Consider the following 21540-nt stretch of genomic DNA (forward strand, 5'->3'; position numbering starts at 1 on the left):
TAAATACAAAGCAACCTAACTATTACGTTGACATTCGCTGCCTAGGCAGTAACATCTCGTCATACATTCTCTGCCTAGGCAGCTAATCGGTGGCCAGATGAAACATTTCTCCTCATACGATTTCCATAATTGCCATCTCGGCCTCTTGCTCGGACGCGCCGCGCTGCTCAAGGACCGGATCATCGACACTCACATGGAACCCCACGGCATCACCGCCGCGCAGTTCAAAGTGTTGATCATCATGGCCCAGTTCGGCGTCGATACCCCGGCCGAGCTGTGCCGCCACCTGTCGCTGGACAGTGGTTCGATGACCCGCATGCTCGATCGTCTGGAACAGAAAGGTTTCCTCGCCCGCCAACGCTCCGAAGCAGACCGCCGTCAGGTGCAACTGGTGCTGACCGAACAAGGTCAACAGTTGACTGACCGTCTGCCGGAAATCGGCGCCGATGCCATGAATGAACTGGCCGGGGCCATCACCCCGGAAGAACTGAAAGCCCTGGAACACATCCTGAAGAAAATCCTGGTAGCGGCGGGTGACTCGATCACCTTGCTGCGGGTAGGTGGCAATGAACAGTAAACGCCTGCGTACCGGACTGAGCCTGGTGCTGTTGGCCATGAGCGTCGCCGGTTGCGCCAGTTACAGTGGCCTGAGCACCGAAGGCGTCAGCCTCGATGCGAAGAACCTCAAGGCCGGGCAGTCGCTCAATGGCGTGACCCTGACACCCGCCGCATGGCCGAAAAGCGACTGGTGGAAAAGCCTCGGCGACCCGCAGCTCGACGGCCTGATCCGCGAAGCCCTGCACGACAGCCCCGACATGCAAATCGCCGACGCCCGCGCTCACCAGGCCAGTGCTGCCGCCTACGCCGCCGATGCTGCACGGATGCCCACCCTCGATGCCAATGCCGGTGTCAGCCGTTCGCGTCTGGCCCGCGACAAAGACCCGAGCGGGCAGGGTGGCACTTACTCCACTGTGCGTAATCTCGGCGCCAGCTTCAATTACACCTTCGACCTCTGGGGCGGCCAGCGCGATGCCTGGGAAGCCGCGTTGGGCCAGGCCCGCGCCGCCGAAGTCGATCAGCAGGCCGCGCAACTGACCTTGTCCGCCGACGTCGCCCGTGCCTACAGCGATCTGGGGCAGGCGCACATCATCCATGACCTGGCCAGCGAAGACCTCAAGCGCACCAAACAAATGCTCGACCTCAGCCAGCGTCGCCTGAGCTCGGGGATCGACAGTCAGTACCAGTTCCAGCAAACCGAAAGCCTTGAAGCCAGCGCCGAAGCCAGCCTGATCGACGCCGAGAAACGCCTGCAAAGCGCGAAAATCGCCTTGGCGGTGCTGCTGGGCAAAGGCCCGGATCGCGGCAACGAAATCGCCCGGCCGAAAGTCCTTCAGGCCAGCGCCGTTGCATTGCCGTCGGTATTGCCGGCCGAACTGCTCGGTCGTCGTCCCGACCTCGTGGCCGCGCGCTGGCGGGTCGAGGCCGCGAGCAAGAACATCGCCGCTGGCAAAACACAGTTCTATCCCAACTTGAACTTGAGCGCGGCGGCGGGTGCCGAATCTTTACTGGGCGATGCGATGTTTGGATCGGCGAGCCGTTTCTTCAACATCGCGCCGACGATCTCGGTGCCGATTTTCGACGGCGGCCGCCTGCGTGCCGACCTCGATTCCCGCGACGCCGATTACGACCTCGCGGTGGCGCAGTACAACAAAAGCCTGGTGAAAGCCTTGGGCGATGTCAGCGACACCATCAACCAGTTGCACGATATCGGCCGGCAAATCGGTGCCCAGCAACACGCCACCGACATCGCCCGGGATTCTTACAACACCGTGGTCCAGCGCTACGGTTCCGGCATCGGCAACTACCTCGACGTGCTCAGCATCGAGCAGCAATTGCTCCAGGCCCAGCGTCAGCTGGCCAACCTGAATGCCGAGCAGATCGACCTGTCGATCCAACTGATGCAGGCGCTGGGTGGCGGTTTTCAGGGCGAAACCCTGACCGCCGCCAACGCAACCCCAGCCACGCAGCACAACTAATTCAAGGTACTTGTCATGGCCACTGCCGATACAACTCCAACCCCAACGCCTGACAACGGTCAAGACACGAGCAACCCGCGCAAGCGCAAGGTGATGCTGTTTGTCCTGACCATCATGGTGATCCTCTCCGGAGCCGGCGTCTGGGGTTATCACCAATTCTTCGGCCGCTGGAGCGAAAGCACCGACGACGCCTATGTGAACGGCAACGTGGTGGAAATCACGCCGCTGGTCACCGGCACCGTGGTCAGCATCGGCGCCGACGATGGCGATTTGGTCCATGAAGGCCAGGTGCTGATCAACTTCGATCCGAACGACGCCGAAGTCGGTCTGCAAAGCGCCCAGGCCAACCTGGCCCGCACTGTGCGCCAGGTGCGCGGTTTGTACAGTAACGTCGACGGCATGAAAGCCCAGGTCAATGCGCAGCAGGCCGAAGTGCAAAAGGCTCAGGAGAACTTCAATCGGCGGAAAAACCTCGCTGCCGGCGGGGCGATTTCCCAGGAAGAGCTGTCCCACGCCCGTGATGACCTGACCTCGGCGCAGAACGCCCTGGCCAACGCCCAACAACAGCTCAAGACCACCAGCGCGCTGGTCGATGACACAGTGGTGTCGTCGCACCCGGACGTGATGGCCGCCGCTGCGCAAGTGCGTCAGGCGTACCTGAACAATGCCCGCAGCACCTTGATCGCGCCGGTCACCGGTTATGTCGCCAAACGTACCGTGCAACTCGGTCAGCGTGTCCAGCCGGGCACCGCGCTGATGGCGGTGATTCCGCTGGATCAGCTGTGGATCGACGCGAACTTCAAGGAAACCCAACTGCGTGACATGCGCATCGGTCAGCCGGTGGACATTGAAGCCGATCTCTACGGTAGCAACGTCAAATACAGCGGCACCATCGACAGCCTCGGTGCCGGGACCGGCAGCGCGTTTGCCTTGCTGCCGGCGCAGAACGCCACCGGTAACTGGATCAAGATCGTGCAGCGGGTGCCGGTGCGGATTCACATCAATGCCGAAGAACTGGCCAAGCACCCGTTGCGGGTCGGCCTGTCGACTCAGGTCGAGGTGAACCTGCGTGACCAGAGCGGTCCGGTGTTGGCGCAACAGCCACCGCAAAAGGCTTCGTTCAGTACCAATGTGTATGACCGTCAGTTGGTCGAGGCCGACGCGATGATCACCCAATTGATCCACGATAACAGCGCCGCGGTCAGCAAAACCGCGCACCGCTGATTCGCCATCACACCGACCCTGTGGGAGTGAGCTCCCTCTCCACACTCACTCCCACAAGGTCAGCTGCGTCAGTAACAGGCGCTGTGCCAATCCCGCTCCAAAAAATTCAGCTCCAAAGGATTCGCGATGAGCCATAACGCCTCTTTCTCGCCGCCCAGCCTGGTGCTCAGCACCATCGGCCTGTCGCTGGCGACGTTCATGCAAGTGCTCGACACCACCATCGCCAACGTGGCTTTGCCGACGATTTCCGGCAACCTGGGCGTGAGTTCGGAGCAGGGCACCTGGGTGATCACCTCGTTTGCCGTGAGCAACGCCATCGCGCTGCCGCTGACGGGTTGGCTCAGCCGGCGCTTTGGTGAGGTGAAACTGTTTCTCTGGGCGACGATGCTGTTCGTGCTGGCGTCGTTTCTGTGCGGTATCTCGACTTCGATGCCGGAGCTGATCGGCTTTCGGGTACTGCAAGGCCTGGTGGCCGGGCCGTTGTACCCCATGACCCAGACGCTGTTGATCGCGGTCTATCCGCCCGCGAGGCGCGGCATGGCCCTGGCGTTGCTGGCGATGGTCACGGTGGTGGCGCCGATTGCAGGTCCCATCCTCGGTGGCTGGATCACCGACAGCTACAGCTGGCCGTGGATCTTCTTCATCAACGTGCCGATCGGGGTTTTCGCCGTGATGGTGGTGCGCCAGCAACTCAAGGCGCGCCCGGTGGAGACCAGTTACCAGCCGATGGATTACGTGGGTCTGATCACCTTGATCATTGGCGTTGGCGCATTGCAGGTGATTCTCGACAAGGGCAATGACCTGGACTGGTTCGAGTCGAACTTCATCATCATCGGCGCGGCTATTTCGGTGATTGCGCTGGCAGTGTTCGTGATCTGGGAAATGACCGACAAACACCCGGTGGTCAACCTGCGGCTGTTCGCCTACCGCAACTTCCGCATCGGCACCATCGTGCTGGTGGGCGGTTACGCCGGGTTCTTCGGCATCAACCTGATCCTGCCGCAATGGCTGCAAACCCAGATGGGCTACACCGCTACCTGGGCTGGCCTGGCGGTGGCACCGATCGGCATTCTGCCGGTGGTGTTGTCGCCGTTTGTCGGTAGGTACGCGCACAAATTCGACCTGCGATTGCTGGCCGGTGGCGCGTTCCTGTGCATCGGTTTGAGTTGTTTCATGCGCGCCGGGTTTACCAACGAAGTGGACTTCCAGCACATCGCCCTGGTGCAGCTGTTCATGGGCATTGGCGTGGCGCTGTTCTTCATGCCGACCTTGAGCATTTTGATGTCGGACCTGCCGCCGAGCCAGATTGCCGACGGCGCGGGGCTGGCGACCTTCCTGCGGACCCTGGGCGGTAGTTTTGCGGCGTCGTTGACCACCTGGATCTGGATTCGCCGGGCCGATCAGCACCATGCGTATCTGAGTGAAAGCATCACCACCTATGAGCCGGCAACCCGGGAGGCGTTGAACACGCTGGGCGGGGCGGGCAACCCGGCCTACGCGCAACTGGATCATGTACTGACCAGCCAGGCGTACATGCTCTCCACCGTGGATTACTTCACGTTGCTGGGGTGGGCGTTCATGGGCTTGATTCTGCTGGTATGGCTGGCGAAACCGCCGTTTGCGGCGAAGGCGGGGCCGGCTGCTTCCGGCCACTGAGGCAGGAAGATCGGTCCCACGCAGAGCGTGGGAACGATCAGGCTGAAGGTGCTGCCAATTGCGGCGGCGGGGTGAAATCAAACGGCGCCAACGCAAACCCTTGCTCATCCACCTGCAACGCCCAGCCTTGACGGTCCCAATCCCCCAGCACAATGCGCTTGGCCGCTTGCTCGCCAATCTGCAACTTGTGGATGGCGGGGCGATGGGTATGGCCGTGGATCAGGGTTTTCACGCCATAGGCCTGCATGACCCGCGGCACTTCTTCCGGCGTGACATCGACAATGTCATTGGCCTTCATCCGCGTTTGCGCACGGCTTTCACTGCGCAGCTTGCGCGCCAGTTTATGCCGGGTGCCCAAAGGCAGATGGCGCAGGATGAACAGGGTGATCGGGTTACGCAGGTAGCGCCGCAGCTTCATATAACCTACGTCGCGGGTGCAGAGGCTGTCGCCGTGCATCAACAGCACCGGCTCGCCGTAAAACTGCACGACACTCGGATCTTTGAGCAAGGTACAGCCGGCCGCTTTGCAGAAGGCCTTGCCGAGCATGAAGTCGCGATTGCCGTGCATCAGGAAAATGGCCGTGCCGCTGTCGCTCAAATTACGCAGGGCCTGGCAGATGGAACGCTGGAAGGCTGTCATGGCATCGTCGCCAATCCACGCCTCGAAAAAGTCGCCCAGAATGTACAACGCACTCGCCGAGCGGGCGCGTCCAGCGAGCAAATCCAGAAACGCCCGGGTAATGTCCGGGCGCTCCTCTTCCAGATGCAAGTCTGAAATCAGCAGTATCACTCAATGATCTCGGCTTTCTCGATGATCACGTCGTCTGCAGGGACGTCCTGGTGACCGGCCTTGGAGGTGGTGGCCACGCCTTTGATCTTGTCGACGACGTCGGTGCCTTCAACCACTTCGCCGAATACCGCGTAGCCCCAGCCCTGAACGGTCTTGGCGCTGTGGTTCAGGAAGCTGTTGTCAGCCACGTTGATGAAGAATTGCGCGGAAGCCGAATGCGGCTCCATGGTGCGGGCCATGGCAACGCTGTACTTCTTGTTCGGCAGGCCGTTGTCGGCTTCGTTCTGAATGCTTGGGCGCTTGTCTTTCTTTTCTTTCATGCCTGGCTCGAAACCGCCGCCCTGGATCATGAAGTTACCGATGACGCGGTGGAAAACAGTGTTTTCGTAGTGACCGGCCTTGACGTATTCGATGAAGTTGGCAACGGTCAGCGGTGCCTTTTCAGCGTTCAGTTTCAGGACGATGTCGCCGAAGTTGGTAGACAGTTTGACTTGAGTCATGATCAGTACTCTTTATAGAAATTCGTGGGTTAGGGGCGCTTTGGCCCTCAACCGGTCCGGCCAGTGTCGGCCAAGGTGCGCAGTTTAGCGTGCCGGACGCGAATTTCGAGGCTGTTTTTCATCGCCGGCCGATTAAATGCAACCGATTGCCGGCCTGCTCTGTCAGCCACTTGACAGCATCGGCTATGATAAGCCCCTTTGATTTATAACAGCCGCTTTGATTTGGCCAACTGGCCGCGCACTTGTACGTTCAAGGATCCTATGAGCAAGCCCACTGTCGACCCTACCTCGAATTCCAAGACCGGCCCTGCCGTGCCGGTCAATTTCCTGCGCCCGATCATCCAGGCGGACCTGGACTCGGGTAAGCACACGCAGATCGTTACCCGTTTTCCGCCTGAGCCCAACGGTTACCTGCACATCGGTCACGCCAAGTCGATCTGTGTGAACTTCGGCCTGGCCCAGGAATTCGGCGGCGTCACGCACCTGCGTTTCGACGACACCAACCCGGCCAAGGAAGACCAGGAATACATCGACGCGATCGAAAGCGACGTCAAATGGCTGGGCTTCGAATGGTCCGGTGAAGTGCGCTATGCCTCGCAGTATTTCGACCAGTTGCATGACTGGGCGGTAGAGCTGATCAAGGCCGGCAAGGCCTATGTCGACGACCTGACCCCCGAACAGGCCAAGGAATACCGTGGCACCCTGACCGAGCCGGGCAAGAACAGCCCGTTCCGCGACCGCTCGGTTGAGGAAAACCTCGACCTGTTCGCTCGCATGAAGGCCGGCGAATTCAAGGACGGCGCACGTGTGCTGCGGGCCAAGATCGACATGGCCTCGCCGAACATGAACCTGCGCGACCCGATCATGTATCGCATCCGTCATGCCCATCACCACCAGACCGGCGACAAGTGGTGCATCTACCCGAACTACGACTTCACCCACGGTCAGTCGGACGCCATTGAAGGCATCACCCACTCGATCTGCACCCTGGAGTTCGAAAGCCATCGTCCACTGTATGACTGGTTCCTCGACAACCTGGCAGTACCGGCGCACCCGCGTCAGTACGAATTCAGCCGTCTGAACCTCAACTACACCATCACCAGCAAGCGCAAGCTCAAGCAGCTTGTGGACGAGAAACATGTCAATGGCTGGGACGATCCGCGCATGTCCACGCTGTCGGGCTTCCGCCGCCGTGGCTACACCCCGGCGTCGATCCGCAACTTCTGCGACATGATCGGCACCAACCGTTCCGATGGCGTGGTCGACTTCGGCATGCTCGAGTTCAGCATCCGTCAGGACCTGGACGCGAATGCCCCGCGCGCCATGTGCGTGCTGCGTCCGTTGAAAGTCGTGATCACCAACTACCCGGAAGACCAAGTCGAGAATCTCGAACTGCCACGTCATCCGCAGAAAGAAGAACTCGGCGTGCGCAAGCTGCCGTTCGCCCGTGAAATCTACATCGACCGCGATGACTTCATGGAAGAGCCGCCAAAAGGCTACAAGCGCCTGGAGCCGAACGGCGAAGTGCGTCTGCGCGGCAGCTACGTGATCCGTGCCGACGAAGCAATCAAGGATGCCGACGGCAACATCGTCGAACTGCGTTGCTCGTACGATCCGGACACCCTGGGCAAGAACCCCGAAGGCCGCAAGGTCAAAGGCGTGGTGCACTGGGTGCCAGCTGCGGCCAGCGTCGAGTGCGAAGTGCGTCTGTACGATCGTCTGTTCCGTTCTCCGAACCCGGAGAAGGCCGAAGACAGCGCCAGTTTCCTGGACAACATCAACCCTGACTCACTGCAAGTCCTCACCGGTTGTCGTGCTGAACCCTCGTTGGGCAACGCACAGCCGGAAGACCGTTTCCAGTTCGAGCGCGAAGGTTACTTCGTCGCGGATATCAAGGACTCGAAACCGGGCGCTCCGGTATTCAACCGTACCGTGACCCTGCGTGATTCGTGGGGCCAGTGATCAAGTCTTAAGGAACCGTCGTGCTTACGATCTACAACACGCTCACCAAGAGCAAAGAAGTCTTCAAGCCGCTGGATGGCAACAAGGTGCGCATGTACGTCTGCGGGATGACCGTGTACGACTACTGCCACCTGGGCCATGGCCGCAGCATGGTCGCGTTCGACCTGGTGACCCGCTGGTTGCGGTTCAGCGGTTACGACCTGACCTACGTGCGCAACATCACCGATATCGACGACAAGATCATCAATCGGGCCAACGAGAACGGCGAGTCGTTCGAGGCCTTGACCGAGCGCATGATCGCAGCGATGCACGAAGATGAAGCGCGCCTGAACATCAAAAAACCGGACATGGAGCCGCGTGCCACGGATCACATCCCGGGCATGCACGCGATGATCCAGACCCTGATCGACAAGGGTTACGCCTACGCACCGGGCAATGGCGACGTGTACTACCGCGTCGCCAAGTTCATGGGCTACGGCAAGCTGTCGCGCAAGAAGATCGAAGACCTGCGCATCGGCGCACGAATCGAAGTCGACGAGTCGAAACAGGACCCGCTGGACTTCGTGCTGTGGAAAGGCGCCAAGCCGGGCGAGCCGAGCTGGCCATCGCCGTGGGGCGACGGTCGTCCGGGCTGGCACATCGAGTGCTCGGTGATGTCCACCTGCTGCCTGGGCGAGACCTTCGACATTCATGGCGGCGGCAGCGACCTCGAGTTCCCGCACCACGAAAACGAAATCGCCCAGAGCGAAGCGGCCACCGGCAAGACCTACGCCAACGCGTGGATGCATTGCGGCATGATTCGCATCAATGGCGAGAAGATGTCCAAGTCCTTGAACAACTTCTTCACCATTCGCGACGTGCTCGAAAAGTACCACCCGGAAGTCGTGCGTTACCTGCTGGTGTCGAGCCACTACCGCAGCGCGATCAACTATTCGGAAGACAACCTCAAGGACGCCAAGGGCGCCCTCGAGCGTTTCTACCATGCGTTGAAAGGCCTGCCGAAAGTGGCACCTGCTGGCGGCGAAGCCTTCGTCGAGCGTTTCACCCAGGTGATGAACGACGACTTCGGCACGCCGGAAGCCTGTGCGGTGCTGTTCGAGATGGTCCGCGAGATCAACCGTCTGCGCGAGAGCGATCTGGATGCGGCGGCCGGTCTGGCGGCGCGCTTGAAAGAGCTCGCCAGCGTGCTGGGTGTGTTGCAGCTTGAAGCCGATGACTTCCTGCAGGCCGGTGCCGAAGGGCGGGTCGACGCGGCTGAAGTCGATGCACTGATCCAGGCGCGCCTGACTGCCCGTGCCAACAAAGACTGGGCCGAATCCGACCGCATCCGCGACCAGCTCACCGCTATGGGCGTGGTGCTGGAAGACGGCAAGGGCGGCACGACCTGGCGTCTGGCTGACTGATCGCTGCGTTTGCTACAAACAAAACCCGCCTTGTGCGGGTTTTTGTTTGTTTGGTTGAAGATCAAAAGATCGCAGCCTTCAATCCCCCAATTGGCGCAACCGCTTGTAAAGGGTATTGCGACTAACCCCTAACCGCCGCGCCAAGTGCGAAATATTTCCCCCAGCCGCCTGCAATTGCCGATTCAATGCCTCGGCATCATTCAAATCAACGGCTATCGGCTCCGGCGTATCCACCGGCTCCATCTCCAGATCGACAAAAAAATCATCCGGCAAATGTTCCGGCCGCACGGGTTGCTCTTCGGCCATGGCCAACGCCACCTGCATCACGCTGCTGACCTGACGCAAATTCCCCGGCCACGGATGGCGGCTGAACAGTTCCAACACCTCGGGGCTCAACCCGGCCCATTGCGACGGTTCACGGTGTTGTTCCCACAAGCGCTTGAACAGTGCCTGCTTGTCGCTGCGTTCCCTGAGCGGTGGCAGTTCCAGGGTCAAACCACCGATGCGGTAATACAAATCCTCACGAAACCGCCCCAACTGCACCTGCTCGCGCAACAAGCGGTTGGTCGCCGAGATGATCCGGATGTCCACCGGGAACAACTCGCTGCTGCCCACCGGTTGTACGCTACGTTCCTGCAATACCCGCAGCAGCCGGGCCTGGGTCGGTAGCGGCATGTCGCCGATTTCATCGAGGAACAGGGTGCCTTTGTCGGCCTTGCGGATCAGCCCGATGCTGCCTTTCTGGTTGGCGCCGGTGAACGCGCCTTTCTCGTAGCCAAACAGCTCGGACTCCACCAGTTCGGCGGGGATCGCTGCACAGTTGACGGCAATGAACGGTTGTTTGCTGCGTGAGCTGGCGTGGTGCAGGGCTTTGACGAAGACTTCCTTGCCGACCCCGGTTTCCCCGTGGATCAACAATGGAATGTCCTTCTCCAGCAAACGTTCGGCCTGGCGCACGGCTTTTTCCACGCGGCTGTCGCCAAAGTGCAGGGTGTTGAGGCTGATCGCGGCGGGCGCTGCCAGGGTGGGCTCAGTGCACTTTATTTCAGGGCTTTTCGTTTCAGTGCTCTTTTTTTCTGCAAACAGCCGCGCCTGAATCGACGCCTGTTTCGGTCGTTTCAGCACGCACTGGAAACGGTTGTTTCCTGAGGCTTGCAGGGAAAACGGCAGGCCGTCCGGCTGATTCAGCAGTTCCATCAACGAGACTTTGAACAGGCTTTCGACGCTGACCCGCGACAGGCTGATGCCCAGCAGATTGTCGGCCCGGCGGTTGGCCGACAGTACCTGACCGGTTTCATCGAAGATCAGCATCCCGGCCCATTGGCTGTCGAGGTTGTTCAACCCGGTGTTGAAGGTCAGTTGGAAATGCTGGCCGTGGAACAGGTTGAGGATCAGCCGGTTCTCCACGGTCTGGCTCATCATCTTGACCATGCCCAGGGTGTGGGAGGGCGGCAGGTAGCTGTCGCTGGACACATCCAGCACCGCGATCACCTTGCGCTCGGCATCGAAAATCGGCGCGGCGGAACCGGTCATGAAGCGGTTGGCCTTGAGGAAATGTTCATCGTGCTCGATGTGTACGGCCTGCTCGCAGGCCAACGCGGTGCCGATCGCATTGGTCCCGCTGCAATGCTCCATCCAGCTGGCGCCGACGCTGAAACCGCGGGTCAGGCTCGGCTCGATGAAACGCTGGGTACCCCACGACGTCAGCACCTGGCCGTGATTGTCGGCGAGCATGATCAGGCAATTGGAGTTGCTGAGGATGTTTTCGTAATACGGCAGGACTTCCTGATGGGTGGTTTGCACCAGCGAATGCTGACTTTCCAGCAAGTGGGCGATGCCGTCTGCCGGTAGCTGATCGAACGCTGGCGCGCTCTGATGATCGAGCCCGAACGCGCGGCAGCGGGACCAGGAGTCCTGGATGATGGCGTCGTGGGAGCGCTTTGAGACAGGTACGGCCATGGCGGTCGATCTCTGGGCATTATTATTTTTGTTATGAGTAACACGCTTCATGTAGCAGCTGGCGAAGCCTGCGTTCGGCGACGCAGTCGTCGTGAAATCAGGCGTCGCGGTGTATCAGGACGACCACGCAAACAGGTCTTACGACGACTGCGTCGCCGAACGCAGGCTTCGCCAGCTGCTACACAGGATGTGGGGGATTCGAGTAATCGTCTTGCTAAAGCATCCGTAGAGTGTTGTTCACTATTGTTCATTGTCAACCGCCGGATTGTTCAGTTGTTCATTCGTGGTTGTTCATTTCTGTTCATCAACGAATCCGATTTTTATCTTGTTTGATGGGATTTCCAGCCAAATCAAACGCTTGAGATTTTTGGCACGGATGTCGCTATGTAGCTCCGGTCGCTTGACTCAAAAAATAAAAAAAGGCCGAGCCATGTCACTAATCCTGGAACATGTCAGCCGCACCATCGAAGGCCAGACCTGGATCGACGATGCGTGCCTTAATTTCGAACCCGGATCGTTCAACGTTTTGCTCGGTCGCACGCTGTCCGGCAAAACCAGCCTCATGCGCCTGATGGCCGGTCTGGACAAACCCGACAGCGGCCGCATCCTGATGAACGGCGTCGACGTCACCCAGCGCCCGGTGCGTTTGCGCAACGTGTCGATGGTCTATCAGCAGTTCATCAATTACCCGACCATGACGGTGTTCGAGAACATCGCCTCGCCGCTGCGTCAGGGTGGCGTTGCCAATGAGCTGATCCAGAGCAAAGTGCTGGAAACCGCGAAGATGCTGCGCATCGAGAAATTCCTCCAGCGCCATCCGTTGGAGCTCTCCGGCGGCCAGCAACAGCGCACGGCCATGGCCCGGGCGCTGGTCAAGGACGCCGAGCTGATTCTGTTCGACGAGCCGCTGGTCAACCTCGACTACAAGCTGCGCGAGGAGCTGCGCCAGGAAATGCGCGAGCTGTTCAAGGCGCGCAATACCATCGCGATTTACGCCACCACCGAACCCAACGAAGCCCTGGCGCTGGGCGGCACCACGACGATTCTTCACGAAGGCCGGGTGATTCAGAGCGGCAAATCCTCCGAGGTGTATCACCAGCCGCAAACCGTGCTGGCGGCGGAGTTGTTCTCCGAGCCACCGATCAACCTGATGCCGGGGCGCATTGCCGGCAACGAAGTCAGTTTCGCCAATTTCGTGCACTTCCCGTTGAACGTCGATCTGCGTCCGGTGGGCGAGGGCGAGTTCCGTTTCGGCGTGCGTCCCAGCCATATCTCGCTGGTGCCGAGCAACGACGACGATCTGGAACTGGCGGTGACCGTCGAGGTGGCCGAGATCAGCGGTTCGGAAACCTTCCTGCACGTGCGCAACGAGTATTTCCTGCTGGTGCTGCACTTGCCGGGGGTGCACGAATACGACGTCGATGCGCCGATTCGCATCTATATCCCGACTCATAAACTGTTTGTGTTCGATATGCAGGGGCGGCTGGTCCAGGCGCCCGGTCGCCGCATTGCGAGGGTTGCCTGATGGCCGAAATCCGTTTGCAGAGCCTTGCCCACAGCTACACCCGCACGCCAGCCGGCCCTGAGGATTACGCGATCCGCGAGATGGACCACGTCTGGGAGCAGGGCGGCGCTTATGCGCTGCTCGGGCCATCGGGGTGCGGCAAGTCGACCTTGCTCAACATCATTTCCGGGTTGCTCAGCCCGTCCCAGGGCCAGGTGATGTTCGACGGCGAAGTGGTCAACGAACTGACCCCGGAAAAGCGCAACATCGCCCAGGTTTTCCAGTTTCCGGTGGTCTACGACACCATGACGGTGTTCGACAACCTGGCCTTCCCGCTGCGCAATCAGGGCATGGTCGAAGCGAAGATTTTCAGCAAGGTGCATGAAATCGCCGAAGTCCTCGACCTTCAGGCGTTGCTGCACAAGAAGGCGCGCAACCTCACCGCCGATGAAAAACAGAAAGTCTCCATGGGCCGTGGGCTGGTGCGCGATGACGTGTCGGCGATCCTCTTCGATGAACCGTTGACGGTAATCGACCCGCACCTGAAGTGGAAGCTGCGGCGCAAGCTCAAGCAGATCCACGAGCAGTTCAACATCACCATGGTCTACGTCACCCACGATCAGCTCGAAGCTTCGACCTTCGCCGACAAGATCGCAGTGATGTATGGCGGGCAGATCGTGCAGTTCGGTACGCCACGGGAATTGTTCGAGCGGCCGAGCCACACCTTTGTCGGCTATTTCATCGGCAGCCCGGGGATGAACCTGATCGAGGTTCAACCGCAACCCGGCGGTGTCGGTTTTGCCGGGACTCACTTGCCGTTGTCCGAAGCGATGCAGAAACAAATCGCCGACACCGAATGGAAAACCCTGAAGGTCGGCATCCGTCCGGAGTTCGTTCATGTGTGGGAGGAGGCCTTTGATGACGCGTTGCAGGCAAAGGTCGTACACGTCGAAGACCTGGGCACCTACAAGATCATGACCCTGAACCTCGACGGCGTTCTGCTGAAAGTACGCCTGGCCGAAGACAAACCGGTGCCCGATGGCACGGTGTACATCAGTTTTCCGGCCCAGTGGTTGATGGTCTATGCCGATGATTACCTGCTGGAGGTGCTGCCATGAACAAGGTGCAGAACAACAAGGCCTGGTGGCTGGTGCTGCCGGTGTTCCTGCTGGTGGCATTCAGTGCGGTGATCCCGATGATGACCGTGGTCAACTACTCGGTGCAGGACATCTTCGACCAGTCCAGCCGCTATTTCGTCGGCGCCGATTGGTACAAGCAGGTGTTGCTCGACCCACGGCTGCATGACTCGCTGCTGCGCCAGTTCATCTATTCCGCCTGCGTGTTGTTGATCGAAATTCCGTTGGGCATCGCCATCGCCCTGACCATGCCGATCAAGGGCCGCTGGTCGTCGGTGGTGCTGATCATTCTGGCGATTCCGCTGCTGATTCCATGGAACGTGGTCGGCACCATCTGGCAGATCTTCGGTCGCGCCGATATCGGCCTGCTCGGGTCGAGCCTCAACGGCATGGGCATCAGCTACAACTATGCGGCCAACACCATGGATGCCTGGGTCACGGTGCTAGTGATGGATGTGTGGCACTGGACGTCGCTGGTGGCGTTGTTGTGTTTCTCCGGTCTGCGGGCGATTCCGGACGTGTACTACCAGGCGGCGCGGATCGATCGGGCGTCGGCCTGGGCGGTGTTCCGACACATCCAGTTGCCCAAGCTCAAGAGCGTGCTGCTGATCGCGGTGATGCTGCGGTTCATGGACAGTTTCATGATCTACACCGAGCCGTTCGTGCTGACCGGTGGCGGTCCGGGCAATGCCACGACCTTCTTGAGTCAGACTTTGACCCAAATGGCCGTAGGCCAATTCGATCTGGGCCCGGCGGCAGCTTTCTCGCTGGTGTACTTCCTGATCATCCTGTTGGTGTCGTGGCTGTTCTACACCGCCATGACTCACTCTGACGCCAATCGGTGAGGCCCGCCATGAGCAAGAGAAAGCTGATCCCGCTGCTGATCTACATCCTGTTCCTTTTGGTGCCGATTTACTGGCTGTTGAACATGTCCTTCAAGAGCAACACCGAAATCCTCGGCGGCCTGACGCTGTTTCCCCAGGATTTCACCTTCGCCAACTACAAGGTGATCTTCACCGACCCGAGCTGGTACACCGGCTACCTCAACTCGGCGTACTACGTCAGCATGAACACGATCATTTCCCTGACCGTGGCGTTGCCGGCGGCCTATGCGTTTTCCCGTTACCGCTTTCTCGGTGACAAGCACCTGTTTTTCTGGCTGCTGACCAACCGCATGGCACCGCCGGCGGTGTTCCTGCTGCCGTTCTTCCAGCTGTATTCCTCGATCGGGTTGTTCGACACGCACATCGCGGTGGCGTTGGCTCACTGTCTGTTTAACGTGCCGCTGGCGGTGTGGATTCTTGAGGGCTTCATGTCTGGTGTCCCCAAGGAAATCGACGAAACGGCCTACATCGACGGCTACAGCTTTCCCAAGTTCTTCGTGAAGATTTTCGTCCCGCTGATCGGTTCCGGGATCGGTGTCACGGCGTTTTTCTGCTTCATGTTTTCCTGGGTCGAACTGTTGCTGGCGCGAACCCTGACGTCGGTGAACGCCAAACCCATCGCCGCGGTGATGACCCGTACGGTCTCGGCGTCGGGCATCGACTGGGGCGTGCTAGCGGCAGCGGGGGTGTTGACCATCCTGCCGGGCATGCTGGTGATCTGGTTTGTTCGCAACCATGTGGCCAAGGGCTTTGCCCTGGGCCGGGTATGAGGAACTGATGATGGAATGGATGAGTTGGACCGGCCCGACGGCGGCGTTCTTCGGCGTCATCGCCTTGATCCTGGTGGGCATGACGACCTGGGAGTTGCGTTCGCCAAGCATTCTTCGAAAAGGTTTTCTGCCGATTGCCACCACCCGTGGCGATCGCTTGTTTATCGGTCTTCTCGGCAGCGCCTACCTGCATTTGCTGGTAATCGGCGTCACCGACTGGAGCATCTGGATAGCGTTCGCGTTGTCCCTGGTGTGGCTGTTGGCTGTGATGCGTTGGGGCTAGTCGAATCGCTCGGCAATCGTGCTCCAAAACCTAAACAGGAGGTCTCTATGTTCGACAAAAACAATAAGCTGCGACATAGCATTTCATTGGCAGCCATGCTGGCACTCAGCGGTTTGAGCGCATCGGCCTGGGCTGATGCCTACGAAGACGCTGCGAAAAAATGGATCGGCAGCGAATTCAAACCGTCCACCCTGACGGCCGATCAGCAACTCGCGGAATTGAAGTGGTTCATCAAGGCGGCCGAGCCGTTTCGCGGGATGGACATCAAGGTTGTCTCGGAAACCCTGACCACCCATGAATACGAGTCCAAGGTGCTGGCCAAGGCCTTTACCGAGATCACCGGCATCAAAGTCACCCACGACCTGCTGCAAGAAGGCGATGTGGTGGAAAAGCTGCAGACCGTGATGCAGTCGGACAAGAGCATCTATGACGGCTGGGTCAACGACTCGGACCTGATCGGCACCCATTTCCGTTACGGCAAGACCGAAGCCATTACCGACCTGATGGCCAATGAAGGTAAAAACTTCACCTCGCCGACCCTCGACATCAAGGACTTCATCGGCACCTCCTTCACCACTGCGCCCGATGGCAAGCTCTATCAATTGCCCGATCAACAGTTCGCCAACCTCTACTGGTTCCGCGCCGACTGGTTCGAGCGCCCGGAGCTGAAAGCCAAGTTCAAGGAAAAGTATGGCTATGAACTGGGCGTGCCGGTGAACTGGTCTGCCTATGAAGACATCGCCAAATTCTTCAGCGAAGACGTCAAGGAGATCGACGGCAAGCGGGTCTACGGGCACATGGACTACGGCAAGAAAGACCCGTCCCTGGGCTGGCGCTTTACCGATGCCTGGTTCTCCATGGCCGGTGGCGGTGACAAGGGCTTGCCCAACGGTTTGCCGGTGGATGAGTGGGGCATTCGTGTCGAAGACTGTCATCCGGTCGGCTCCAGCGTGACCCGCGGAGGCGATACCAACGGCCCGGCAGCGGTTTTTGCCACCACCAAATACGTCGACTGGCTGAAGAAATATGCGCCACCGGAAGCGGCGGGCATGACCTTCTCCGAATCCGGCCCGGTGCCGTCCCAGGGCAACATTGCCCAGCAGATTTTCTGGTACACCGCGTTCACCGCCGACATGACCAAACCGGGGCTGCCGGTGGTGAACGCCGACGGTACGCCGAAGTGGCGCATGGCGCCGTCGCCGAGAGGGCCGTACTGGGAAGAGGGCATGAAGCTTGGGTATCAGGACGTGGGTTCCTGGACATTCATGAAGTCCACGCCTGAGAAACAGAAACTCGCGGCCTGGCTGTACGCGCAGTTCGTGACCTCGAAAACCGTGTCGCTGAAGAAAACCATCGTCGGTCTGACACCGATCCGCGAGTCGGACATCAACTCTCAAGCCATGACCGACCTGGCGCCGAAGCTCGGTGGCCTGGTCGAGTTCTATCGCAGCCCGGCGCGGGTGCAATGGACCCCGACCGGCACCAACGTGCCGGACTATCCGCGTCTGGCACAGTTGTGGTGGAGCCACATCGCCGAAGCCGCCAGCGGCGAGAAAACCCCGCAACAGGCGCTCGATGGTCTGGCCAAGGATCAGGACGCGATCATGACCCGTCTGGAACGCTCCAAGGCCCAGGCCACTTGCGCGCCGAAAATGAACCCGGAACGCGACGCGCAATACTGGTTCGACCAACCGGGCGCACCGAAGCCGAAACTGGCCAACGAGAAGCCCAAGGGTGAAACCGTGAGCTATGCCGAACTGCTGAAATCGTGGGAGGTGGCGCGTAAGTAACAGATCGGCCTGCGACGTCGAACGGCACCTTCGGGTGCCGTTTCTATTTATGTCCACTTTCTCGTTTCAGCGACTGGCGCACGGTTCTCATTACCGCGAGGTCGAAGGCGTTGTGCCCGGCGTGGAGCAGACGACAACGGATGTTCTGGCGCTGGCGAAGCCAACGTACGCTGGACATGCCGAAGGTGTCTTTGATGCCTTGTATCACCAGGGTATCGGCATCGACCCGGAGACGCTCGTCCGCCCGTGTGAAGAAATAGTGATTAACGTGGTAATGCAACTCCAGGCAGATGGCGCGCACCGCTTCTTCATCAACGAAGTCTTCGAGTGCGTGCGGGCACATCGATTGCCCGTTCAATTGCAAAATAGCCTGCAGCCAGTGGATGGCAGCCTGACGCTGTTGCACCTCGCAACCATTGCTCAGTATCTGGTAGATACCCCGCGCACTGGCGTCGTGGGAGCCAGGGGTTAATTGAGATAAACCCTCGCTCAAGGTTTTATCGTAGGCGCTTACGTTCGCAACAAATGGTATGAACACCGAGACCAACGTGGTTTTCAGAATGGCGTCGGGATAGCGATGCTGGTATTGGATGGCCAACCAGCTTCCCCATGAAATGCCCAGCAAACTGATTTTTTCGAAACCAAAATGCCGACGCAGGGCATCGATGTCTTCAACGGACAGCCCAGTGTTGTTGTGCTGGAGCTCGCCGAGGGGAAGGGAGCGCCCGCAGCCTCGCTGGTCGAACAAAATGATATCGAAACATCGCAGATCGAAGAACTCAAGATGATGGAGGGTGCTACGACCACCCGGCCCGCCATGCAGGAAAAATATCGGTTCGCTGCCGGGGGTGCCGTGCCGCTCCCAATAGAGATGGTGGCCGTCACGAGTCGGGTAGTAGCCATTGATCGGGGAGACCACCATCAGATGGGAACCTTCAGCCTGTAGAACTGGAACAGCTCCGTGTGCCCGGGGCGGGCCGCTACACTGGAAATCACCTGCAGTTTCAGGATCTGGGCCATGTAGGGAACGGAAATCAGTACCGGCGTATGGCCGAAAACGATAATCGTGCCTCCCGGATTCACGCACGGTGCCATATCGTGCAATGTCTGCTGCGCATCGGCGCGAGTCATGACTTCGGCATTGAGGAAACGCAGTATCAGCACATCACATTTGATGCCGGCAGAGGCAATGTTTCGGGCATCGGCCAGATAAAATTCGGCAGATGAGGTGCCATGACGATTTTTTGCATGTTCGATCATCGACGCCGAACGATCGGAGCCCAGGCAATGTCGGTCGGGGAGTTCGCGGGCCAGGTGCGCAATGAATTCCCCAGTCGAGCACGCCGGATCATGGATCACCGCGCCGGGACTCGATATCGTCTTGAGTAACGTTGCGCAATGCTGGCGAAAGTGGCTTTCGTCGGCATCCAGTTGCTTGGCGAGCGATTCATTGCACTGCCAGTATTCGGGCGGGCAAACAAACTCCAGGCCCGTGTCATCAGTGACAGGAAGCGGGAAACACACCTCGCTGTCCGGTTTAGTCTGCGCAACGTGGAAAGCCGTTTCCTTTTCTTGTCGGGTAACTCCTCGAAAATAGATCTCTGCACCTTCATTGCCCCAATGCCACTCAGCGAGCGGTCCGAGCAACATCCAGGGCCTGAGCAGGCTGTTGATATGCCAGCCGTCAGTGTCAGTGTCAGTGTGTTGCAGGACTTTTCGGCCCACCCAGTCGCAGCCATTCACGCGCAGAACGAAGAGCTGATGGAGCCCCGGCCCCAAGGGCTCGATGTAACGATCGAGTTTGCCAGGGGATGCCACATGACGGACGAAGGATTGAGCCAAGCGCTGTTCTCGATGGAGGGCAGTCGTTGCCGATCGAGCGTTCATGCCGGCGCTCCATGTCGCCTTTCCAAGCGCCGTCCCCGCGCCTGCGGGATAACCACGTTGCCGCTGGAGACTACGAAAAATCGCTCCAGCCCCGGAATGACGACATTGACCAGCGTGGTCCCGAGTGCGGTCTGGTGAAGCGGTGCAATGCCCAGCGTGCGCCCATACCGATGCAGGTCTTCGGCCAGCAAGCTGATTTGCTCGGCCAATGGTCGTTCATCACGAGCATCGGGCAAGACTACCGTTTGTTGCTCGCACAGGTTCAACAGCGGATGCAGATCGAATCGCAGGCAGCGCAACAGGCGAGGAAAGGCCGTCAGATGCCGCTGAGCGTTGCTCAGATAGTCTCTCAGTTCAGGCTCCGAGGACCAAAGATGTAACTGAACCAGTTCGGTAAGTGCTCGCCATGCGCCATGCCTGGCATCGATCGAGCAACCGGTGCCGAAGACTCGCGGGTGAGTGCATGGCGCGGCTGAAAAGGCCAGAAAGGTTCGCGGCAGGAATTCGGTGCTGATGTCGACAAGGACGATCTCGGCGCCGATTTCCGCTTCGGCGTCCAGCCACAGCCGACCCAGCTCGTCGTGATCGGACATGCGTTCGACGCGGCGCAGGGGCGCGTGGTTTTCGTAGTAGAAATGCTCCAGCAAGAACAACGAAACCGCATCGCGCTCAATACATTCATTGGCAGCATGCAAAATCGCCTCGTTGTAAGTTGCGCCAATAGCGGTTCCGCTATTACTGGCATAACGTTGCAGTGCGCCATAGTTGGTTGTGTCTTGTATCAGTGTTCGTCGTGAATAACCGGGTGTGCATAAAGCGACCGGGTATGTAAATGAAGTGCGCTTTAGAACATTCGTATACTGTCGGCAGGCTGTTATGGCATTGGGTTGTTCGGCGATAAGTGCCAGGGCAGTGTCGTCGGTAAATAGTGATGTGTCGGAAAAATAGCGCGGGGCTACATAGTGAATGTCGGATGTATCCAAGTGGTCACTTAAATAGTGTTCCAGCATTTCGTAAAGTGCACCGACACGGGCGTGGCGCGGGTAGCCTTTACCTGATCCCCTGGCGGTGTGGTGCTGATCGCTGGAGCTGGCAGAGGCATGGACCGCGACAATCTGCTGGCCCAGTGTGCGGGTGTCGACACGCAGGCCCAAGCCATCAAGTTCAGCGTGAATCCGCTGTTCAGCTTGCTCCAGGGTGAGTTCTCGTTCGGCAAGTGTGAAACCCATTGTTTGTTCCATCGAGAAACGGGGGGCGCCGGCCCCCCGTTTTTATACAGCTTCCAGTTCGGACTGTTCAGCCTCAGTCAGTTGCAGTTCTTCAACCTGCTCTGGCGTAGGCGCTTCCTGTTGTTCAAGGTCGATCACTTTGTTGGCGTTCCAGTTACCCATATAACCCATAATTAAACTCTCTTTTTGTTAGACATTGGATGTGCTGTATCGAGCACGGAGCAAATGTATAAGACAGGTATTGGCTCGGTCAAAAGTGACAGGAAGTTTCAAAAAACATATTCAAGGGGTGTTGAAATACGTACACATCAATTGTCGGCTTGACGATTTTTTTCGTGACGCATCGGCGGGTGTTGAATGGGACGGTATTGCGGGACATACCCGCCCCAACGATTTCGACGCATGCACTTGTCGGAAATTTCAGCTGCATGGAGGTGCGAAATCGTGATGACTGACTTTTGTGGCTCTTCAGGGTTCTTCGCGCGACGAATTTTCCTATCGCGTATGAAGGCGTTTCAGAAAAAATG

General features: G+C 59.0%; 19 protein-coding genes. 12 read left to right on the top strand and 7 right to left on the bottom strand.

Translation table 11 applies throughout. The annotated features are described in order from the left end of the window. Positions 1-97: 97 nt before the first annotated feature. From ACEN8R_RS05900 to ACEN8R_RS05915, 4 genes are all read left to right on the top strand, one after another. A complete protein-coding gene (locus ACEN8R_RS05900) occupies positions 98-577 on the top strand; it encodes a MarR family winged helix-turn-helix transcriptional regulator (protein ID WP_018925477.1) in 480 nt (159 codons plus the stop codon). After that, positions 567-2036, top strand: coding sequence for an efflux transporter outer membrane subunit (locus ACEN8R_RS05905; protein ID WP_018925478.1), 1470 nt, complete (start codon positions 567-569; stop codon positions 2034-2036). Before ACEN8R_RS05900 ends, ACEN8R_RS05905 begins: the two co-directional genes overlap by 11 nt. Positions 2037-2051: 15 nt before the next feature. After that, complete coding sequence (locus tag ACEN8R_RS05910; protein WP_018925479.1) at positions 2052-3260, top strand: HlyD family secretion protein; 1209 nt, start codon at positions 2052-2054, stop codon at positions 3258-3260. 126 nt (positions 3261-3386) lie between these two features. Further along, the gene (locus tag ACEN8R_RS05915) at positions 3387-4916 is read left to right on the top strand and encodes a DHA2 family efflux MFS transporter permease subunit (RefSeq protein ID WP_018925480.1); all 1530 of its coding nucleotides are present in this window, start codon (positions 3387-3389) and stop codon (positions 4914-4916) included. 37 nt (positions 4917-4953) lie between these two features. Here ACEN8R_RS05915 and lpxH read toward each other — a convergent pair whose 3' ends face one another. Together lpxH and ACEN8R_RS05925 are read right to left on the bottom strand one after the other, a co-directional pair. Further along, entirely contained in the window at positions 4954-5706 is a 753-nt protein-coding gene (gene lpxH, locus ACEN8R_RS05920; RefSeq protein ID WP_018925481.1) for a UDP-2,3-diacylglucosamine diphosphatase, read from the bottom strand. Beyond that, on the bottom strand, positions 5703-6206 hold the full coding sequence (locus ACEN8R_RS05925; protein ID WP_018925482.1) for a peptidylprolyl isomerase: 504 nt from the start codon (positions 6204-6206) through the stop codon (positions 5703-5705). Before ACEN8R_RS05925 ends, lpxH begins: the two co-directional genes overlap by 4 nt. 261 nt (positions 6207-6467) lie before the next feature. Between ACEN8R_RS05925 and ACEN8R_RS05930 the strand changes: the two genes are divergently transcribed. Together ACEN8R_RS05930 and cysS are read left to right on the top strand one after the other, a co-directional pair. Next, entirely contained in the window at positions 6468-8168 is a 1701-nt protein-coding gene (locus tag ACEN8R_RS05930; RefSeq protein WP_018925483.1) for a glutamine--tRNA ligase/YqeY domain fusion protein, read from the top strand. Between the two features lie 20 nt (positions 8169-8188). Next, entirely contained in the window at positions 8189-9571 is a 1383-nt protein-coding gene (gene cysS / locus ACEN8R_RS05935; protein WP_111454075.1) for a cysteine--tRNA ligase, read from the top strand. A 78-nt stretch (positions 9572-9649) separates the two neighbouring features. Here the strand turns inward: cysS and ACEN8R_RS05940 are convergent, their stop codons facing one another. Next, positions 9650-11530, bottom strand: a complete 1881-nt coding sequence (locus ACEN8R_RS05940; protein WP_495624630.1) for a sigma-54-dependent Fis family transcriptional regulator — start codon at positions 11528-11530, stop codon at positions 9650-9652. 430 nt (positions 11531-11960) lie between these two features. On the opposite strand from ACEN8R_RS05940, the gene ACEN8R_RS05945 reads away from it, so the two are divergent. Genes ACEN8R_RS05945 through ACEN8R_RS05970 form a run of 6 tightly spaced genes read left to right on the top strand, consistent with a single transcriptional unit; the run spans position 11961 to position 17897 of the window. Next, a complete protein-coding gene (locus tag ACEN8R_RS05945; protein WP_018925486.1) occupies positions 11961-13055 on the top strand; it encodes an ABC transporter ATP-binding protein in 1095 nt (364 codons plus the stop codon). Beyond that, a complete protein-coding gene (locus tag ACEN8R_RS05950; protein WP_495624631.1) occupies positions 13055-14152 on the top strand; it encodes an ABC transporter ATP-binding protein in 1098 nt (365 codons plus the stop codon). Before ACEN8R_RS05945 ends, ACEN8R_RS05950 begins: the two co-directional genes overlap by 1 nt. Next, the gene (locus ACEN8R_RS05955; protein WP_495624632.1) at positions 14149-15015 is read left to right on the top strand and encodes a carbohydrate ABC transporter permease; all 867 of its coding nucleotides are present in this window, start codon (positions 14149-14151) and stop codon (positions 15013-15015) included. Before ACEN8R_RS05950 ends, ACEN8R_RS05955 begins: the two co-directional genes overlap by 4 nt. Positions 15016-15023: 8 nt before the next feature. Beyond that, positions 15024-15824, top strand: a complete 801-nt coding sequence (locus tag ACEN8R_RS05960) for a carbohydrate ABC transporter permease (protein ID WP_105343966.1) — start codon at positions 15024-15026, stop codon at positions 15822-15824. Between the two features lie 10 nt (positions 15825-15834). Then, positions 15835-16107, top strand: coding sequence for a DUF2160 domain-containing protein (locus ACEN8R_RS05965; RefSeq protein WP_105343964.1), 273 nt, complete (start codon positions 15835-15837; stop codon positions 16105-16107). A gap of 47 nt (positions 16108-16154) precedes the next feature. After that, complete coding sequence (locus tag ACEN8R_RS05970) at positions 16155-17897, top strand: ABC transporter substrate-binding protein (RefSeq protein WP_495624633.1); 1743 nt, start codon at positions 16155-16157, stop codon at positions 17895-17897. A 43-nt stretch (positions 17898-17940) separates the two neighbouring features. On the opposite strand, the gene ACEN8R_RS05975 is transcribed toward ACEN8R_RS05970, so the two are convergent. From ACEN8R_RS05975 to ACEN8R_RS05990, 4 genes are read right to left on the bottom strand one after another with little or no spacing between them, the layout of a single operon-like run. Next, on the bottom strand, positions 17941-18819 hold the full coding sequence (locus ACEN8R_RS05975; protein WP_495624634.1) for an alpha/beta fold hydrolase: 879 nt from the start codon (positions 18817-18819) through the stop codon (positions 17941-17943). Beyond that, positions 18819-19784, bottom strand: a complete 966-nt coding sequence (locus tag ACEN8R_RS05980) for a class I SAM-dependent methyltransferase (protein ID WP_495624635.1) — start codon at positions 19782-19784, stop codon at positions 18819-18821. The genes ACEN8R_RS05975 and ACEN8R_RS05980 overlap by 1 nt, the downstream gene beginning before the upstream one ends. Next, entirely contained in the window at positions 19781-21013 is a 1233-nt protein-coding gene (locus ACEN8R_RS05985) for a YcaO-like family protein (RefSeq protein WP_495624636.1), read from the bottom strand. Before ACEN8R_RS05985 ends, ACEN8R_RS05980 begins: the two co-directional genes overlap by 4 nt. 42 nt (positions 21014-21055) lie before the next feature. Further along, positions 21056-21184: a hypothetical protein gene (locus ACEN8R_RS05990; RefSeq protein ID WP_256597110.1), complete on the bottom strand. Its 129-nt coding sequence runs from the start codon at positions 21182-21184 to the stop codon at positions 21056-21058. Positions 21185-21540: the final 356 nt, after the last annotated feature.

The sequence above is a fragment of the Pseudomonas sp. Pseusp15 genome (genome assembly GCF_059492165.1).

Coding starts and splice junctions, on each gene's coding strand:
- ACEN8R_RS05900 (WP_018925477.1), top strand. CDS start 98: ATGAAACATTTCTCCTCATACGATTTCCATAATTGCCATCTCGGCCTC.
- ACEN8R_RS05905 (WP_018925478.1), top strand. CDS start 567: ATGAACAGTAAACGCCTGCGTACCGGACTGAGCCTGGTGCTGTTGGCC.
- ACEN8R_RS05910 (WP_018925479.1), top strand. CDS start 2,052: ATGGCCACTGCCGATACAACTCCAACCCCAACGCCTGACAACGGTCAA.
- ACEN8R_RS05915 (WP_018925480.1), top strand. CDS start 3,387: ATGAGCCATAACGCCTCTTTCTCGCCGCCCAGCCTGGTGCTCAGCACC.
- ACEN8R_RS05925 (WP_018925482.1), bottom strand. CDS start 6,206: ATGACTCAAGTCAAACTGTCTACCAACTTCGGCGACATCGTCCTGAAA.
- ACEN8R_RS05930 (WP_018925483.1), top strand. CDS start 6,468: ATGAGCAAGCCCACTGTCGACCCTACCTCGAATTCCAAGACCGGCCCT.
- ACEN8R_RS05940 (WP_495624630.1), bottom strand. CDS start 11,530: ATGGCCGTACCTGTCTCAAAGCGCTCCCACGACGCCATCATCCAGGAC.
- ACEN8R_RS05945 (WP_018925486.1), top strand. CDS start 11,961: ATGTCACTAATCCTGGAACATGTCAGCCGCACCATCGAAGGCCAGACC.
- ACEN8R_RS05950 (WP_495624631.1), top strand. CDS start 13,055: ATGGCCGAAATCCGTTTGCAGAGCCTTGCCCACAGCTACACCCGCACG.
- ACEN8R_RS05955 (WP_495624632.1), top strand. CDS start 14,149: ATGAACAAGGTGCAGAACAACAAGGCCTGGTGGCTGGTGCTGCCGGTG.
- ACEN8R_RS05960 (WP_105343966.1), top strand. CDS start 15,024: ATGAGCAAGAGAAAGCTGATCCCGCTGCTGATCTACATCCTGTTCCTT.
- ACEN8R_RS05965 (WP_105343964.1), top strand. CDS start 15,835: ATGGAATGGATGAGTTGGACCGGCCCGACGGCGGCGTTCTTCGGCGTC.
- ACEN8R_RS05970 (WP_495624633.1), top strand. CDS start 16,155: ATGTTCGACAAAAACAATAAGCTGCGACATAGCATTTCATTGGCAGCC.
- ACEN8R_RS05975 (WP_495624634.1), bottom strand. CDS start 18,819: ATGGTGGTCTCCCCGATCAATGGCTACTACCCGACTCGTGACGGCCAC.
- ACEN8R_RS05980 (WP_495624635.1), bottom strand. CDS start 19,784: ATGAACGCTCGATCGGCAACGACTGCCCTCCATCGAGAACAGCGCTTG.
- ACEN8R_RS05985 (WP_495624636.1), bottom strand. CDS start 21,013: ATGGGTTTCACACTTGCCGAACGAGAACTCACCCTGGAGCAAGCTGAA.
- ACEN8R_RS05990 (WP_256597110.1), bottom strand. CDS start 21,184: ATGGGTTATATGGGTAACTGGAACGCCAACAAAGTGATCGACCTTGAA.